Origin of the sequence: Leifsonia sp. SIMBA_070 (assembly GCF_046534635.1) — a bacterium.
Classification (GTDB): Bacteria; Actinomycetota; Actinomycetes; order Actinomycetales; family Microbacteriaceae; genus Leifsonia.
Map to the genome: position 1 here is coordinate 2,560,510 of NZ_JAWRYK010000001.1, position 16,464 is coordinate 2,576,973.

Annotated in this window: 15 protein-coding genes; 4 read left to right on the forward strand and 11 right to left on the reverse strand. The window is 69.6% G+C overall.

Annotation, left to right across the window (positions count from 1 at the left end; translation table 11 throughout):
- Positions 1–46: 46 nt before the first annotated feature.
- Complete coding sequence (locus tag SB754_RS12075; protein WP_410782567.1) at positions 47–1,153, reverse strand: glycerophosphodiester phosphodiesterase family protein; 1,107 nt, start codon at positions 1,151–1,153, stop codon at positions 47–49.
- Between the two features lie 60 nt (positions 1,154–1,213).
- Between SB754_RS12075 and SB754_RS12080 the strand changes: the two genes are divergently transcribed.
- Entirely contained in the window at positions 1,214–1,804 is a 591-nt protein-coding gene (locus tag SB754_RS12080) for a hypothetical protein (RefSeq protein WP_410782568.1), read from the forward strand.
- Positions 1,805–1,854: 50 nt separating this feature from the next.
- Positions 1,855–2,649, forward strand: coding sequence for a Bax inhibitor-1/YccA family protein (locus tag SB754_RS12085; protein ID WP_410782569.1), 795 nt, complete (start codon positions 1,855–1,857; stop codon positions 2,647–2,649).
- A gap of 74 nt (positions 2,650–2,723) precedes the next feature.
- Here SB754_RS12085 and guaA read toward each other — a convergent pair whose 3' ends face one another.
- From guaA to SB754_RS12120, 7 genes are all read right to left on the reverse strand, one after another.
- Positions 2,724–4,310, reverse strand: a complete 1,587-nt coding sequence (gene guaA, locus SB754_RS12090; RefSeq protein ID WP_410783313.1) for a glutamine-hydrolyzing GMP synthase — start codon at positions 4,308–4,310, stop codon at positions 2,724–2,726.
- 34 nt (positions 4,311–4,344) lie between these two features.
- On the reverse strand, positions 4,345–4,794 hold the full coding sequence (locus tag SB754_RS12095; protein ID WP_410782570.1) for a DUF3817 domain-containing protein: 450 nt from the start codon (positions 4,792–4,794) through the stop codon (positions 4,345–4,347).
- Positions 4,795–4,798: 4 nt separating this feature from the next.
- Positions 4,799–5,590, reverse strand: a complete 792-nt coding sequence (locus SB754_RS12100) for an SURF1 family protein (RefSeq protein ID WP_410782571.1) — start codon at positions 5,588–5,590, stop codon at positions 4,799–4,801.
- A gap of 56 nt (positions 5,591–5,646) precedes the next feature.
- A complete protein-coding gene (locus SB754_RS12105) occupies positions 5,647–7,035 on the reverse strand; it encodes a cation:proton antiporter (RefSeq protein ID WP_410782572.1) in 1,389 nt (462 codons plus the stop codon).
- Between the two features lie 6 nt (positions 7,036–7,041).
- Complete coding sequence (locus tag SB754_RS12110) at positions 7,042–7,575, reverse strand: cation:proton antiporter regulatory subunit (protein ID WP_410782573.1); 534 nt, start codon at positions 7,573–7,575, stop codon at positions 7,042–7,044.
- 113 nt (positions 7,576–7,688) lie between these two features.
- Positions 7,689–9,521, reverse strand: coding sequence for a glycerol-3-phosphate dehydrogenase/oxidase (locus SB754_RS12115; RefSeq protein ID WP_410782574.1), 1,833 nt, complete (start codon positions 9,519–9,521; stop codon positions 7,689–7,691).
- 41 nt (positions 9,522–9,562) lie between these two features.
- Entirely contained in the window at positions 9,563–10,681 is a 1,119-nt protein-coding gene (locus tag SB754_RS12120; protein ID WP_410783314.1) for a GuaB3 family IMP dehydrogenase-related protein, read from the reverse strand.
- A gap of 91 nt (positions 10,682–10,772) precedes the next feature.
- Here SB754_RS12120 and SB754_RS12125 point away from each other — a divergent pair, with 91 nt between their 5' ends.
- Positions 10,773–11,930: a MalY/PatB family protein gene (locus SB754_RS12125; RefSeq protein ID WP_410782575.1), complete on the forward strand. Its 1,158-nt coding sequence runs from the start codon at positions 10,773–10,775 to the stop codon at positions 11,928–11,930.
- Between the two features lie 100 nt (positions 11,931–12,030).
- Here SB754_RS12125 and guaB read toward each other — a convergent pair whose 3' ends face one another.
- From guaB to groES, 3 genes are all read right to left on the reverse strand, one after another.
- On the reverse strand, positions 12,031–13,533 hold the full coding sequence (gene guaB / locus SB754_RS12130) for an IMP dehydrogenase (RefSeq protein ID WP_410782576.1): 1,503 nt from the start codon (positions 13,531–13,533) through the stop codon (positions 12,031–12,033).
- 91 nt (positions 13,534–13,624) lie between these two features.
- Positions 13,625–14,566 carry an EamA family transporter RarD gene (gene rarD, locus SB754_RS12135; protein WP_410782577.1) on the reverse strand — a complete coding sequence of 314 codons (942 nt, stop codon included), beginning with the start codon at positions 14,564–14,566 and terminating at the stop codon, positions 13,625–13,627.
- Positions 14,567–14,842: 276 nt separating this feature from the next.
- Positions 14,843–15,139, reverse strand: coding sequence for a co-chaperone GroES (gene groES, locus SB754_RS12140; protein ID WP_018191921.1), 297 nt, complete (start codon positions 15,137–15,139; stop codon positions 14,843–14,845).
- A gap of 132 nt (positions 15,140–15,271) precedes the next feature.
- Here groES and SB754_RS12145 point away from each other — a divergent pair, with 132 nt between their 5' ends.
- Positions 15,272–16,459, forward strand: a complete 1,188-nt coding sequence (locus SB754_RS12145) for a THUMP-like domain-containing protein (RefSeq protein WP_410782578.1) — start codon at positions 15,272–15,274, stop codon at positions 16,457–16,459.
- The last annotated feature ends 5 nt before the right edge of the window (positions 16,460–16,464 follow it).

The following is a 16,464-nucleotide window of genomic DNA, read 5'->3' on the forward strand; positions in this document are numbered from 1 at the left end:
CCCCGAACGAAGGCGAGAGATGCCGCGGGCACGCAGCGCAGACGGGTCAGCGACCGTCGCGGACAGCCACGGCGAGGTCCGGGTGGTCCGCGAACACGCCGTCCACCCCGGAGTGCAGCAGGATGGAGAAGTACCGCCGCCAGTCCCCCCACTCGGAGTCGGGGCCGGCCGTCCGGAATTCGTCCGGCAGCATGCCGTTCTCAGGGCGCAAGGTCCAGCAGAACACTGCGAGGCCCGCCGAGTGGGCGAGGTCGACGAGGTCGGAGGTGACGGCGCCCACGTCTGCGGAGTCGTCCTCGCCGAACAGTGCGACGGAGACGGAGCCCGACGAGAGCACCTGTGTGGTCTCGACGCTGATGCCGTCCATCTTGTTCGCCGCTGAGGCGGCACTGCCGATGGCGTAGAGACCGCGCAGGGTGAGGTCCGTGTCGTAGCCCGGCGCTGCGGAGCCGAGCGCCGCCACCCGGTCCGCCGGGGCCCCGGTGCTCTCGACCAGGTAGACCCGGCGCCCCCGGAATCCCCGCCCGTGGAGCTTCGCCAGCACCGTGTGCTCGAAGCTCTCCACGACCACACCGGAGCGATCCGTCCAGCCCGCATCCGCCAGCTCCGCCGAGAACAGCTCGTCGAGCGGCAGACCCGCCGCCTCGAAGTAGGTGGCGTGCTTGAGCTCGGCGACCAGTCCGGGGCCCGACGCGGCCCGGCCGCCGGCCCCGCCACGTTCGCCGCCGCCGATGCGTCCGCCCTCCGCGGTCCGATCGATCAGCTCAAGCAGATCGCGAAGACGCAGCAGCGGGTAGTGGCCGTCGAACGTCGAACTCGCCTGCCTCAGTGCGGGGATGCGCTCCTTCGCCCGGAGCGTCGACAGCTCGTCCCAGGTGAAGTCCTCGGTGAACCACCCGGTCAGCGGAACGCCGTCGACCTCCTTGGTCGTCCGGCGGTCGGCGAACTCCGCGTGGTCCGCGACATCGGTCGTTCCCGAGATCTCGTTCTCGTGACGCAGCACCAGCACCCCGTCGCGCGTCGCCACGATGTCCGGCTCCACAGCGTCGGCGCCGAGCTGGAACGCCAGCTCATACGACCCGCGGGTGTGCTCCGGCCGGTACCCCGGCGCACCGCGGTGGCCGATGACCACGGGGGCGGTTCGCGCGCGCATGGCCCGATCCTAGCCGTGCCGCACCGCGCGGTCCCGTCGTCCTGGTGCCAGAATCGTCCCGTGCCCGCCGAGCCCCATGCGACGCCCGATGCCACGCCCGACCGCTCCCCGCTGGAGCGCGTGGCGACGACCTGGACCGAGCCCACGTCGCGGCTCGTCCTGCGCTGGGGGTCCTACCGTGCCCGCCTGCTCGCCGGGCTCGCACTGATCGTCGTGGGGAGCGCGTGCGTCCTCGGGACCACGACCTACAGCCTCCCCCTGCTCCTCGTCGGGTCGCTCATGCAGGCGGCCGGATGGGCCGCGCTCCCGTCCACCATCGGCCGTCGCGTCGCCGTCGTCCTCCCCGTGCTCGGCTTCACCTGGCTGATGCTCGGAGGGTCCGGCTTCGCGTGGTGCTACGCGGTGCCCCTCGCCGCCTGGCTTCTCGTCCGGCTGCGCCCGCTCGCCGCGTTCTCCGTGCTGCTCCTGCCGATCGGCTGGAGCTTCGTCGTCCCCCGGTTCGTGAGCTACTACGAGCAGGGCTGGTTGACGGTACTGACCTGCACCGTGATCATCGTGGGGGCCGCGTGGCTGGCGCGATGGATCGCCGCAGGGGTCGATTCATGGCAATCTGTCAGAACTTTCAGAAAAGAAACGAATAGATTGGACTGACACGTCCGCGCGGGTCACCCGCAGCGGTCACTCCATAGAACGAGGAGCTCATGGCACTCAGCAGCAACCCGGCCTTCTCCACGAACCCGGCGTTCTCGCGCAACGGCCAGGCGGCGACCGTCACCGCCGAGAACCTGGAGCAGATGTACCAGGCCCCGTCCGCCTCTGCGGCGGACACGGACCGCATGACGGTCGAGGACTCGATCGTCAAGACGGCGATCTGCTTCGTCCTCCTGCTGGCCGGCGCCGGCGTCGGGTGGTTCGTCCCGGTCCTCGCCATCCCGGCCGCGATCGTCGGTTTCGTCCTGGCGCTCGTCAACATCTTCAAGCGGCGCCCGGTCCCCGCTCTCGTGCTCGGCTACTCCGCCGCGCAGGGCATCTTCCTCGGCGCGATCTCGATGTTCTTCGAGCAGCAGTGGTCGGGCATCGTCATCCAGGCGGTCATCGCCACGTTCGCCGTCGTCGGCGTGACGCTCGCCCTCTTCGCCTCCGGCAAGATCCGCGCGTCGGCCAAGGCGACCAAGGTCTTCCTGATCGCGATGTTCGGCTACCTGGCGTACTCCCTGGTCAACGTCGTCCTGATGTGGACCGGCGCCACCAACGGCGCCTTCGGCCTCAACAGCGTCGAGCTCGGAAACACCGGCATCAAGCTGGGCCTCATCATCGGCATCCTGGTCGTCCTGCTCGGCGCGTACTCCCTCGTGCTCGACTTCGATGCCATCAAGCAGGGCGTCGCGAACCGCGCCCCGCGCATCTTCGGCTGGTCCGGCGCCTTCGGCATCATGGTCACCGTCATCTGGCTGTACCTCGAGATCCTGCGGATGCTCGCCATCAGCCGCGACTGACCGGTTCGGCCACGAACGACGAAGGCCCGGGATGCTTTCTCAGCATCCCGGGCCTTCTGTCGTGAGCGGGGAGATCACTCCCACTCGATGGTCCCCGGCGGCTTGGACGTGACGTCGAGCACGACACGGTTCACGCCGTCCACCTCGTTCGTGATGCGATTGGAGATCTTGGCCAGCAGGTCGTACGGCAGGCGCGTCCAGTCCGCGGTCATCGCGTCCTCGCTGGACACCGGCCGCAGCACGATGGGGTGGCCGTAGGTGCGGCCGTCGCCCTGCACGCCCACCGAGCGGACATCCGCCAGCAGCACGACCGGGCACTGCCAGATCTCGGTGTCGAGCCCGGCGGCGGTCAGCTCGGCGCGGACGATCGCGTCGGCGTCGCGCAGCAGGTCGAGACGCTCCTGGGTGACCTCGCCGACGATGCGGATGCCGAGGCCCGGGCCGGGGAACGGCTGGCGACCAACGATCGCCTCCGGGAGGCCCAGTTCGCGGCCGATCGCACGCACCTCGTCCTTGAACAGGGTGCGCAGCGGCTCCACAAGCTCGAACTGCAGGTCTTCCGGGAGGCCGCCGACGTTGTGGTGGCTCTTGATGTTCGCGGTCCCGGTTCCGCCGCCCGACTCCACGACGTCCGGGTACAGGGTGCCCTGGACGAGGAAGCGGATCGGGTCGCCCTCGCTGGCCGCTTCGGCGATGAGGTCCGACTGCGCCTTCTCGAAGACGCGGATGAACTCGCGGCCGATGATCTTGCGCTTCGTCTCCGGGTCGCTGACGCCTGCGAGCGCGTCGAGGAACTGCTTCTGCGCGTCGACCGTCACCAGGCGGACGCCCGTGGCCTTCACGTAGTCCTCTTCGACCTGGCGCGCCTCGTCCTTGCGGAGGAGGCCGTGGTCGACGAAGACGCAGACCAGCTGGTCCCCGACCGCCTTGTGCACCAGCGCGGCCGCGACCGCGGAATCGACGCCTCCGGACAGCGCGCAGATCACCCGGCCCGATCCGACCTGGGCCTGGATGGCCGCGACCTGGTCCGCGATCACGTTGCCGCTGTTCCACTCGGCCGGGATGCCCGCTGCGCGGTGCAGGAAGTTCTCGAGCACGGCCTGGCCGTAGGTCGAGTGCTTCACCTCGGGATGCCACTGCACGCCGTAGAGGCGGCGCTCATCGTTCGCGAACGCGGCGACGGGGGTGCCGTCGGTGGAGGCGAGCACCTCGAAGCCCTCCGGCGCGCGGGAGACCGAGTCGCCGTGGCTCATCCACGCCGTCTGCTCGGCCGGCTGGCCGTCGAGCAACACGCCGGAGTCGGAGATCCGCACAGCGGTCGAGCCGTACTCGCGCTGGCCGGTCTTGGCGACCTCGCCGCCGAGGACGGTCGCCATCACCTGGAAGCCGTAGCAGATACCGAGCACCGGAACGCCGAGGTCGAAGATGGCCTCGTCGAGCTGGGGCGCGCCCTCTTCGTAGACCGACGACGGCCCGCCCGAGAGAACGATGCCCGACGGCCGCTTCGCGGCGATCTCGGAAGCCGTGACGGTGTGCGGCACGATCTCGGAGTACACGCTGGCCTCGCGCACGCGGCGCGCGATCAGCTGCGCGTACTGCGCGCCGAAGTCGACGACGAGCACGGGGCCGGAGGGATTCGCCGAGTCGGCGCCGCCCAGCATCTCGGTGAACGCCGCGTCCGGTGTCATGGAATCGCTAATTTGTCGCCTCCGCGAGGGTCGTGGCCTCGGCCTCCCGGCCGGCCAGATAGGACTTCACCTGCTTGGTGATGCGGGCCTCCACGAAGAACGAGAGGAACGGCACGACGCCACCGAGGGCGATCATGACGAACTTCGTGAACGGCCAGCGCATGAGACTCCACAGGCGGAAGTCGGAGAACAGGTACACGACGTAGAGCCAGCCGTGCGCGATCAGGATGCCCGTGCTCAGGTCGACCCCGGTCGGCGCTACCGCCGTCGTGACGGGCACGAAGGTGAGGACGCCGTAGTTGCTGAAGGCGAAGAGCTGGTAGCCCATCCCGTACTTCACGACCATCTCGATGCACAGCAGGAGCAGCATGATGCCGGTGACGTACGCGAACACCTGGTAGAACCGGAGCGCCCCGCGGATCTTCGGGAAGTCTTCGAGCTTTGGGGCAAGGGGCATGAGGCTATTCTACGTTCCTCGCCGCAGCCGCTTCCTCCGCTGCGAGCTCTCGCAGCTCGTCCTCCTTCTCCTTCGCGTCCTTGACCAGGCGGTACCAGAGGAACACCGCGAAACCGGCGAAGATCGCCCACTCGGCGGCATAGAAGATGTTGAGCCAGTTGAGCTCCGTCTGGGCGATCGGCGGGGGCGAATCGATCTGGACGAGACCCTGCGGGGCACCGCGCTCGACCACGTACGCCGCATAGACGTCCACCCCGTCCACTCCGGTCCAGAGGTTGTAGAGCTGACCGACACCGAGGGACTTCATGCCCGTCGGGTCCTTCTTCTCGTCGTCGGGGAGCTGCGGCTGCTCGTCGGGCAGGATTCGCCCGACGATCCGCTGCGGCGTCGCCGGCTGCTCGGCCAGCCGCGCGACGGTGGCTTTCGCGGTCGCCTCGTCCGACGCCCAGCCACGCGCGACGGCGAGCGCGACCGGCTTGCCGTCGCCCTGCTCGACCGTGACGTGACCGACCACCCACCAGCCGCTCGTCCCCCTGTTGAGGCGCCCCTCCAGCAACTGGTAGTCGCCAGGGACGAACGTGCCGGTGAGCTCGACGAGCTGGCCGACGGCGACGTCCCGCAGCGGCGCACCCGGGCCGGCGACGGACGCCAGCGGGAGCACCTTCTCGGTGGGAGCCTCGACCGCCTTGCCGGACTCGACGGCGCGTTCGAGTTGCCACTGGCCGAGCCAGGCGAACCCGGCCGCGAGCAGGAGCGCGAACACCAGCGCCCCGATCCAGCGGGGGCGCAGCATCATCTGGAAGAGGGTGGTCGGGGCGTCGGCCGCCGGCCCTCCCGTGGTGGTGTCGATCGTCAGTCCCGTTCCCGTTCGCCGCTCATGTCCTGCTGCATGGCCTGCTCGACCATGCGGTCGACGGCCTGCCGTCTGTCGTCCGTGCCCGTCGCCTCGTGAGGCGGGGCCGCGGGCGCAAGCGGGGAGGGTGCGGGGTCGGCCGTCGCGGCCTCGATCAGCGCGATCTCCTCGTCGAGCATGGGATCGCGCGCCTTCTTCCTCTTCCGTCCGCGCCGGCGTTTCGGGCCGGACCGTAGGATCATCGCACCGATCCTCTCGGAATTCGCTGCGAGGATCGGCCCGATCACGGCCATGATCAGCACGTAGAGTCCGGCGAACGGCTGGATGCGCGGGTCGAGTCCCGCCGCCAGCGACAGTGTCGCCAGGATGAGCGCGAACTCGCCGCGGTTCTGCAGGATGACCGTGGTGTTGATGCCGGCCTGCACGCCGAGCCCGTTGATCCACGCGACGAACTGACCCGCTCCGATGTTCAGGAGGATCGTGAGCAGCACCGCGATGAGCACGGGCACGAGCACGGAGGGGAACTGCGCCGCGTTCAGCGCCAGGCCGAAGTTGAGGAAGAAGAACGCGGCGAACACATCCCGCAGCGGGATGGCGATCTGCTCGATCTTGTTGCGGTACTTCGTCGCGCCGAGCACGAGCCCGATGAGGAACGCTCCGATCGCGTCCGTCACACCCAGCAGCTCGCCGACGCCCGCGAACAGGACAGCGAAGCCGAAGAACAGGATGGTGAACAGCTCGTCGTCCTTGGTGCGGAACAGGCGGGAGACGAAACGACCGCCCCACCGCGCGATCGTGAACATGACGACGAGGAACGCGAACGCGACCGCGAGCTTGCCGACCACCGGCCAGAAGTCCGTCTCGCCGCTCAGGACGACGGACACGATGGCCAGGTAGATGGCGATGAAGATGTCCTCGACGACGGTGACGCCGAGGATCATCGGCGTCTCCGTGTTGGGCAGCCGCCGCAGCTCGATGAGCAGTTTGGTGACGATCGCCGACGAGGAGGTGGCCGTCATCCCCGCGATGATCAGCGCCTCCCGGGTGCCCCAGCCGACCATGAAGCCGAAGATCAGCCCGACGCCCATGTTGATGACGATGTAGGAGCCGCCGGAGACGATCAGCTTGCCGAAGTTGCCGAAGAACTCGTCCTGATCGAACTCGAGGCCCAGGTTGAACAGCAGCAGGATGAGCCCGAAGATCGCGATCAGCTCGATGTACTTGCTGTCGAAATTGAGCGGGAACCAGCCGGTGTGCGGGCTCGCCAGCAGCCCGACGATCATGTAGATGGGAATCGCGGGGAGACTCACCAGCCTGCCGAGGCGCCCGAGCACGTACGCGACGAGCAGGAGGATGCCGAGAACGATGAGGTCTTCGCCGAGATGCATCGCCGATCAGCCTCCGGGCGGAGCGTCGGCGGCGACCCGGGGAGCGACCTCGCCCGTGCGGAAGAACGAGAAGGCCTTCGCGACCTTCTCCGGGGTCCCGGCGACGACGAGGGTGTCGCCGGGGAAGACCTTGAAGTCGGGAGCCGGCGCCGGGTTGGCGGAGTCTCCGCGCACCACGGCGACGACGGTCAGGCCGACGAACCCGCGGTCGCCCGGCGCGCCGAGCTGCTGCCCGGCGATGTGGTCGTCGTAGTCCACGGTGAACCAGTCGATGCTGAGGCCGGGGATCTGGTCGAGCGCCGTCAGCGTCTCGGTGATCTGCGTCCCGCCGAGGAGTTCGGCCAGCGTGTGCGCCTCGTCGTCGTTCAGGCGGAGCGACACCTTGGTGACGTCGCTGCCGTCCTCGTGGTCGGAGAAGGTGATGAGGTCGCTGTGGCCGGACCGGTGCGCGATGACGCCGACTTTGCCGCCATCGTCGGTCACGAAGGTGTGCAGCACCCCGACCCCGGGTAGCTTGACCCGTCGAACGTCTACCATCATCCGTCTCCATCCGCCGGGTTCGCCGGCATAAGGGGGGTGAGCCTCCAGTCTATCGAAAGCACGAGAGGGGCCCTCCGGGATCGCGTCCCGGGAGGGCCCCTCTGCGGTGGTTCTCAGCTCGTCGGCGTCCCGCGCTTCGACGCAGCCGACTTCGGCGCGGCGCCCTTCGCGGCGGCGGCGTCCACGTCGACGATGTCCGGCGCCTCCAAACGGATGCGGTCGGCCGACTCGTCGTCCGGTTGCAGCTGGCTGGAGCGCTCGGCCTCCACGCGCTGCAGGTAGGTGCGGACCTCGCGCTCCTCGCGGCCCTTGTCCCAGCCCAGCACGCGCGCCATCAGGGAAGCGGCGACGGGCGCGGCCGAGGCCCCGCGGTCCCACGCCTCGATCGAGATGCGGGTGCGACGGGCGAGCACGTCCTCCAGGTGCAGGGCGCCCTCGTGCGTCGCGGCGTAGACGACCTCCGCACCCACGTAGTCATCCGCTCCGGGGAGCGGCTCGGCCAGCGTCGGATCCTCGCGGATCAGGGCCAGGATGTCCTCCGCGAACGTCCCGTACCGGTTGAGCAGGTGCTCGATCCTGGCGACATGGAGGCCGGACTCCTTGGCGATCCGGCCGCGCCGGTTCCAGGCGGCCTGGTAGCCCTCCGCTCCGACGAGGGCGATCTCCATCGTCGTGGACTGGGGCGTCTTGCCGTCGAGGGCGCTGACCGCCGCATCCACCGCGTCCTTCGCCATCACGCGGTAGGTGGTCCACTTGCCGCCCGCGATCACGACGAGACCCGGGACGGAGTGCGCCACCAGGTGCTCGCGGGACAGCTTCGAGGTCTGGTCGGACTCGCCGGCGAGGAGGGGCCGGAGGCCGGCGTAGACGCCTTCCACGTCCTCCCGGGTCAGCGGGACGTTCAGCACCTCGTTGACGTGCGCCAGCAGGTAGTCGATGTCGGCCGCTGTCGCCGCCGGATGCGCCTTGTCGAGGTGCCAGTCGGTGTCCGTCGTGCCGATGAGCCAGTGCCGCCCCCAGGGGATGACGAACAGCACGCTCTTCTCGGTGCGGAGCAGGAGGCCCATCGCCGACTGGAACCGGTCGCGCGGCACCACGAGGTGGATGCCCTTGGAGGCGCGCACCTTGAACTGGCCGCGTTCCCCCACCATCGACTGCGTGTCGTCCGTCCACACCCCGGTGGCGTTCACGACCTGCTTGGCGCGGATGTCGAAGCGCTCGTCCGTCTCGAGGTCGTGCGCCCGCACCCCGACGACGCGCTCGCCGACCTTGATGAAGCCCTCGACGCGCACGCGGGAGGCGACGTGGGCGCCGTAGTGCGCCGCCGTGCGGACCAGGTTGGCGACGTAACGGGCGTCGTCCACCTGCGCGTCGTAGTAGGTGATCCCGCCGACCAGCGCGTCCTTGTTCAGCGATGGGATGGCGCTGAGCACCTGCCGCTTGCTGAGGTGACGGTGGTGCGGGACCCCGGGGGGACGGCCTCCGGTGTACGAGAAGATGTCGTACAGCATCATTCCGGCGCCGATGTAGAAGCGCTCCCAGACCCGCTTGTGCAGCGGGTAGAGGAAGCGCACCGGCTTCACCAGGTGCGGCGCGATGCGCTGGAGCAGCAGGCCGCGCTCGATCAGCGCCTCGCGGACCAGCCGGAAGTCGAGCTGTTCGAGGTAGCGGATTCCGCCGTGGACGAGCTTGGACGACCGGCTGGAGGTGCCGGACGCGAAGTCGCGCGCCTCCACCAGCCCCGTGCTGAGCCCGCGGGTCGCGGCGTCGACCGCGGAGCCCGCGCCGACGATCCCGCCGCCCACGACCAGGATGTCGAGTTCGGTGTCCTTGAGCGCGGCGATCGCCGCCGCGCGCTCGGCGGGGCCGAGTCGCGACGGGTACGTCACGGCCGGATTGGAGGCGGGCGTGGCGTGCCGGTTGCCGCCCGGAGCTGAATCGGTCATTCGTTCTCTCCCTCCCCGACCGCCTTCGGCCGGCATTGGTCCTACTGCGTCCGGTAGGGCGCGACGACCACCTCGACGCGCTGGAACTCCTTCAGGTCCGAGTATCCCGTGGTCGCCATGCTTCGGCGCAGGGCTCCCACGAGATTCGCAGAGCCCTCGGCCACGGGGGCCGGGCCGTAGAGGATCTCCTCCAGCGGCGCGATCTGGCCGACCGCGACGCGATTGCCGCGCGGAAGCTGCGCGTGGTGCGCCTCGGCGCCCCAGTGCCAGCCGCCGCCCGGCGCGTCGGTCGCACGCGCCAGGGTGGTTCCGAGCATCACGGCGTCGGCGCCGCAGGCGATCGCCTTGACGATGTCGCCCGAGCTGCCGAGGCCTCCGTCGGCGATCACGTGCACGTAGCGTCCACCGGACTCGTCCATGTAGTCGCGGCGGGCGCCCGCCACGTCGGCCACGGCCGTGGCCATGGGCGCGTGGATGCCGAGCGTCGACCGGGTGGTGGAGGCCGCTCCCCCGCCGAAGCCGACGAGCACGCCGGCCGCTCCGGTGCGCATCAGGTGCAGCGCGGCCGTGTAGGTCGCGGCTCCGCCGACGATGACCGGTACGTCGAGCTCGTAGATGAACTTCTTCAGGTTGAGCGGCTCGACGTTCTTCGAGACGTGCTCGGCCGAGACGGTCGTGCCGCGGATGACGAACAGATCGACCCCGGCGTCCACGACGGTCTCGTACAGCTCCTGGGTGCGCTGGGGCGAAAGAGCGCCGGCGACGGTGACCCCGCCCTCCCGGATCTCGGCCAGGCGGCGGGTGACGAGCTCGGGCTTGATCGGCTCGGAGTAGATCTCCTGCATGCGGGAGGTCGCACGCTCGGCGGGAAGCTCGCGGATCTCGGCGAGCAGCGGCTCCGGGTCCTCGTAGCGGGTCCACAGACCCTCGAGGTCGAGCACGCCGAGGCCGCCCAGCTGGCCCATCATAATCGCCGTCGTCGGAGAGACGACCGAGTCCATCGGGGCCGCCATGAAGGGGATCGAGAACTGGTAGGCGTCGATCGTCCAGGAGACCGAGACGTCCTCCGGGTCACGGGTGCGGCGGCTCGGAACCACCGCGACGTCGTCGAAGGCGTACACACGGCGGGCGCGCTTGGCGCGCCCGATCTCGATCTCCATACTCACGCGCTTCAGTCTAGGCCGCGGGACCGACCCGGCCAGTGCCGGATGGGCCTGGGCCGGTGCCGGATGAGCGTGGGACAGTGGAGGGGTGAGCGTCGAAGCCGAACCCCTCAACCGCCTGCGCCAGCGCACCAGCGAGAAGTGGCGCGCCTACCCGGAGGACGTCCTCCCGCTGTTCGTCGCCGAGATGGACTACCCGCTGGCACCCGCCGTCGCCGACGCCCTGCACGCGGCCGTCGACCGCAGCGACACCGGGTACGTCGGCCCGGACACCCGCACGCAGCGGGCGTTCGCCCAGTTCGCACGGGACCGCTGGGGCTGGGAGGTCGACCCGGCCCGCACGCGGACGACGTCCGACGTGGGCGTCGTCATCGTGGAGTCGCTGAGGATGCTGATCGAACCCGGCGACCGTGTCGTCATCACCCCGCCGGTCTACCCGCCGTTCTTCGATTTCATCCCTGAGGCCGGCGGCGTCGTCGAGGAGGTGCCGCTGCTGGAGGGCGGTGCCGACGGCACCGGGTGGGCGCTCGATCTGGCCGGGCTGGAGCGCGCGTTCGCCGGCGGGGCGCGGGCGCTCCTGCTGTGCAACCCGCACAATCCGATCGGGCTGGTGCATCCCCGTGCCGAGCTGGAGGCGGTGGCAGCGCTCGCGGCGCACCACGGCGTCCATGTGATCAGCGACGAGGTGCACGCGCCTCTCACGCACTCGGACGCGACCTTCACGCCGTTCCTGACGGTGTCCGACGAGGCGCGACGGGTCGGCATCGCAGCGCATGCGGCAACGAAGGCGTGGAACATCGCCGGGCTGAAGTGCGCGCTGTTCGTCACCGGTTCTGCCGAGCAGGCGCAGCGCATCCACTCGCTCCCGATCGAGGTGGAGGTGCGGACGAGCCAGTTCGGGCGCATCGCGACGGAGGCTGCCTACCGCTCCGGCCGCAGCTGGCTGGACGGTGCGCTCGAGGCGATCGAGTCCAATCGCGCCCTGCTGTCGCTGCTGCTGACCGACCGGCTGCCGCGGGTGCGCTACCGGGAGCCCCACGCCGGGTACCTGGCGTGGCTGGACCTGCGGGAGCTGGGCTGGGGCGACGACCCGGCCTCGCGCATCCTGGAGGAGGCGCGCGTCGCCGTGAACCCCGGCACCGACTTCGGCGCGCAGGGCGCCGGCTTCGTGCGCCTCAACTTCGCCTGCTCGCCCGAGGTCCTGACCGAGGCCGTCGACCGCATCGCCGAGCTCACGCGCCGCTGACGCACCTGGCCGAGACGCGACTGCGCCCTCCCGTCACGACTGCGGTGCGGCGCGCAGGCGCAGTTGTGACGGGAGGGCGCAGTCGGTGCGGAGCCGCGGCTCAGCGACGGTAGTTGGGCGCCTCGACGACCATCTGCACGTCGTGCGGGTGCGACTCCTTGAGGCCCGCCGCGGTGATGCGGACGAACTTGCCGCGCGACTTGAGCTCCGGGATCGTCCGCGCGCCGACGTAGAACATCGACTGACGCAGCCCACCGACGAGCTGGTACGCGACGGCGGAGAGCGGACCACGGAACGGCACCTGGCCCTCGATGCCCTCGGCGATCAGCTGCTCGTCGCTCGGAACGTCGGCCTGGAAGTAGCGGTCGCGCGAGTACGAGGTCTTCTTGCCGCGGGTCTGGAGGGCGCCGAGCGACCCCATGCCGCGATAGTTCTTGAACTGCTTGCCGTTGACGAAGACGAGCTCGCCCGGCGACTCGGAGGTCCCCGCGAGGAGCGAACCCAGCATGACGCTGTCCGCACCCGCGACGAGCGCCTTCGCGATGTCGCCCGAGTACTGGAGGCCGCCGTCCGCGATGAGCGGGACGTTCGCCTCCCGGGCCGCCAGCGACGCTTCGTAGACGGCCGTGACCTGCGGCACGCCGACACCCGCGACGACGCGCGTGGTGCAGATGGAGCCAGGTCCTACGCCGACCTTGATCGCGTCGGCTCCCGCGTCGATCAGCGCCTGGGCGCCGGAGCGGGTCGCCACGTTGCCGCCGATCACGTCGACGTGGGAGGCGCGCGGCTCGGCCTTCAGACGGCGGATGATGTCGAGCACGCCGGCGCTGTCTCCGTTGGCCGTGTCGACGACGATCACGTCGACGCCCGCGTCGACCAGCGTCATGGCGCGGTCCCAGGCATCGCCGAAGAAGCCGATCGCGGCGCCGACGCGGAGCCGGCCCTCGTCGTCCTTGGTGGCGTCCGGGTACTTCTCGCTCTTGTCGAAGTCCTTGACCGTGATCAGGCCGCGGAGCTTGCCGTCGGCGTCGACCAGGGGAAGCTTCTCGATCTTGTGCTCGGCGAAGATGGCGACCGCGGAGTCCGGGTCGATGCCCACCGGGGCGGTGATGAGCGGCTGGCGGGTCATCACGTCGCGGACCTTGGTGGTCGACCGCTCGAACGGCGACACGAACCGCATGTCGCGGTTGGTGATGATGCCGACCAGGGTGCCGTCCGGCTCGATGACCGGGAGGCCGCTGACCCGGAACTGGCCGCACAGCGCATCCACCTCTTCGACGCTCGCATCGGGCGTCGTGGTCACGGGGTTCGTGATCATGCCCGATTCGGACCGCTTCACCTTGTCGACGTGCGACGCCTGGTCCTCGATGGAGAGGTTGCGGTGGATGATGCCGATGCCGCCCTGGCGCGCCATGGCGACGGCCATGCGCGACTCGGTGACGGTGTCCATCGCGCTCGATAGCAACGGCGTCGCCATCGAGATCCGCTTGGTCAGGCGAGTGGAGGTGTCCGCCTCACTCGGGATGACGTCGGTATGCGCTGGGAGCAGCATGACGTCGTCGTAGGTCAAACCGATGAATCCGAACGGATCCGCCTGGTCCATTTCACCCCTATCAAGATGCGCGACTGTGGATGCTCAATGGTAACGGCAGAACCTGGCCGCCTATTCCGCCTCTCGGCGGGGCCTCAGCGCGCTACTCCACCGGTGCGAGATCGAGTTCGGCGGCCTTCTTGCCCTGCCGGGCCGCGACGATCATGTCGACGCTCAGGATGATCAGCGCGAGCCAGACGATCGCGAAACCGAGCCACCGCTCCGGCGGCATCGCTTCGTGCAGCACGGCCACGCCGACGACGAACTGGATGAACGGCGCGAAGTACTGGATGAAGCCCATGTAGACCAGCGGAAGCCGTCGCGACGCCGCGGCGAAGAACAGCAGGGGCACGGCGGTGATGACGCCGGCCCCGACCAGGAGGACCGCGTGCCAGACCCCGTCCGAACCGATCGTCAACCCGGCGGTGACTCCGACGACGATCAGCTGGATGATCGCCACCGGTGTGAGCCACATCGTCTCGAGGGTGAGGCCGGAGAGCGCATCCACCCGGCCGCCGACGCGTTTCTTGATGAGCCCGTAGAAGCCGAAGGAGAACGCGAGGATGAGCGCGATCCACGGGACGGACCCGTAGCCGACCGCGAGCACGATGACGGCGACGATGCTGACGCCGACCGCGACCCACTGAGCGACCCGGAGCCGCTCGCGCTGCACGAGAACGCCGAGGAAGACCGTGACGATCGGGTTGATGAAGTAGCCGAGCGCGGCCTCGACGACGTGCCCGCTGATGGTCGCCAGCACGTAGGTCTGCCAGTTGACGTAGATGAACGCCCCGGCGAGCCCCATCGTGAACAGGACGCGCACGTCGGTCAGCAGGGCGGCGAACCGGCGCCACGATCGGGTGACGGTCAGTGCGATCGCGCAGAAGCCGAGCGAGAAGATGACGCGCCAGGCGACGATCTCCCATGCCCCGGCCGGCGCGAGCGCCAGGAAGTAGATCGGGAGGATGCCCCAGAGCACGTACGCGGAGATCGCGTAGACCAGCCCTGAGGAGCGGTGGGTGGTGAGGTCGTCGGAGGGTGCCACTCGCACGACTCTACCGCCGCCCTCCGACACCGGAATCGTGACGAATCGGGCCTTCGCCGCGCGGAAAGCCCCGATTCGTCACGAATCGGTTGGCAGTCACAGCGCACGTTCGTCACGAATCGCGGGTTTCGCGGCGCCGAAATGCACATTCGTCACGAATCGGGAGGTCCGGGGAGCGGTGGTCCGACCGGAGCGGCGGAGCGGCGGAGCGGCCGACACCGGAAACGACGACGGCCCGGCTGCGCAGGGCAGCCGGGCCGTCGGAAGAAGGGTGCGTCAGCGGACGACGACCGCGAGCACGTCGCGGGCCGAGAGGACCAGGTAGTCCTCGCCGCCGAACTTGACCTCGGTGCCGCCGTACTTCGAGTAGATGACCTTGTCACCGACCGCGACGTCGAGCGGGATGCGGTTGCCGTTGTCGTCGATGCGACCCGGGCCCACAGCCACGACCTCGCCCTCCTGCGGCTTCTCCTTGGCGGTGTCGGGGATGACCAGACCGGAAGCAGTGGTCTGCTCAGCCTCGACCTGCTTGATGACGATGCGATCCTCGAGCGGCTTGATGGAGACCGACACGTTGACCCCTTTCCTGTGAAGAACAGTGTCTCGACTAAGACTGATTAGCAAACTCGCAGTGAGAGTGCTAACACGAGTCTAGGGGGTGCGTTAGCAGTCCCGCAACGTGAGTGCCAGGGTAGCCTGGACGCCATGGAACGGTCCGAGCTGGTCGCACTGCTGAGCCCAGAGGGCCTCCGGCTGCTCGACTCGCTCCCGCCCTACCGGAGCGAGCAGGATGTGCTCCGCATCGTCTCCGATCTGCGCAAGCTGGGTCACTCCCCCGCGCTCGTGGCCGCCGTTCTCACCCAGTCCAAGCTGCGCCGCAAGGCCCAGGGGAAGTTCGGCGACTTCGCCAGCAGCATGCTGTTCACGGAGGCCGGGCTTGAGCAGGCGACCCGCCTCCCGGTCGCCGCGCGGCACGCGGGACGGTTCCGCGCCGCGGGTCTGCGCCGGGTCGCCGATCTCGGCTGCGGGATCGGCGGCGACGCGCTGGCCCTCGCAGCGCTGGAGCTGGAGGTGAGGGCCGTCGAGGCCGACGAGGTCACCGCGGCGATCGCCTCCTTCAACCTCGCACCGTTCCCGTCGGCGACCGTCGAGCACGGCCGCGCTGAGGACGTCGACCTCCGCTCGATCGACGGCGTCTTCCTCGATCCAGCGCGTCGTACCGCCGGACACACCCAGACCGAGCGCCTCGTCGACCCCGACGACTACACGCCGTCGCTCGGCTTCGCCTACGAGCTCGCCACCGGTCGATCGGTCGGGCTGAAGCTCGGCCCGGGGTTCGACCGCGACCTCATCCCGTCGAACGCGGAGGCGCAGTGGGTGTCGGCCGACGGCCAGGTGGTCGAGCTGGGGCTCTGGTTCGGCGCGCTCGCACGCCCGGGGATCCGCCGCGCCGCACTGGTCCTGCACGGCGACCAGGCGGACGAGCTCACTGCCGATGCGGACAGTCCCGACGTGGAGACGGGACCGCTCGGGGAGTACCTGTACGAGCCGGACGGCGCCGTCATCCGGGCGCGCCTCATCGGCGACCTCGCCCGGCGGATCGGTGGCCGGATGCTCTCCGAGCAGATCGCATACATCACCGCGGACGCACCGCAGCAGACGCCGTTCGCGGCCGGTTTCCGCATCCTGGAGACCCTGCCCTACGGCGAGAAGGACCTCAAGCGGGCCCTCCGTCAGCGCAGGATCGGCACCCTGGAGATCAAGAAGCGCGGCGTGGATGTGGATCCCGCCGCATTGCGCCGTCGTCTGGGGCTGAACGGTGACCGCCCGGCCACCCTGATCCTCACCAGGGTGGCCGGGCGGCACACGGCGCTGCTCGCCGAGCGGCTCTGAGCCGA

Coding starts and splice junctions, on each gene's coding strand:
- guaA (WP_410783313.1), bottom strand. CDS start 4,310: ATGCTGGGCGGCGCCGACTCGGCGAATCCCTCCGGCCCCGTGCTCGTC.
- SB754_RS12085 (WP_410782569.1), top strand. CDS start 1,855: ATGGCACTCAGCAGCAACCCGGCCTTCTCCACGAACCCGGCGTTCTCG.
- SB754_RS12105 (WP_410782572.1), bottom strand. CDS start 7,035: ATGCATCTCGGCGAAGACCTCATCGTTCTCGGCATCCTCCTGCTCGTC.
- SB754_RS12100 (WP_410782571.1), bottom strand. CDS start 5,590: ATGATGCTGCGCCCCCGCTGGATCGGGGCGCTGGTGTTCGCGCTCCTG.
- SB754_RS12145 (WP_410782578.1), top strand. CDS start 15,272: ATGGAACGGTCCGAGCTGGTCGCACTGCTGAGCCCAGAGGGCCTCCGG.
- SB754_RS12120 (WP_410783314.1), bottom strand. CDS start 10,681: ATGGAGATCGAGATCGGGCGCGCCAAGCGCGCCCGCCGTGTGTACGCC.
- SB754_RS12110 (WP_410782573.1), bottom strand. CDS start 7,575: ATGATGGTAGACGTTCGACGGGTCAAGCTACCCGGGGTCGGGGTGCTG.
- SB754_RS12115 (WP_410782574.1), bottom strand. CDS start 9,521: ATGACCGATTCAGCTCCGGGCGGCAACCGGCACGCCACGCCCGCCTCC.
- SB754_RS12075 (WP_410782567.1), bottom strand. CDS start 1,153: ATGCGCGCGCGAACCGCCCCCGTGGTCATCGGCCACCGCGGTGCGCCG.
- SB754_RS12095 (WP_410782570.1), bottom strand. CDS start 4,794: ATGCCCCTTGCCCCAAAGCTCGAAGACTTCCCGAAGATCCGCGGGGCG.
- guaB (WP_410782576.1), bottom strand. CDS start 13,533: ATGGACCAGGCGGATCCGTTCGGATTCATCGGTTTGACCTACGACGAC.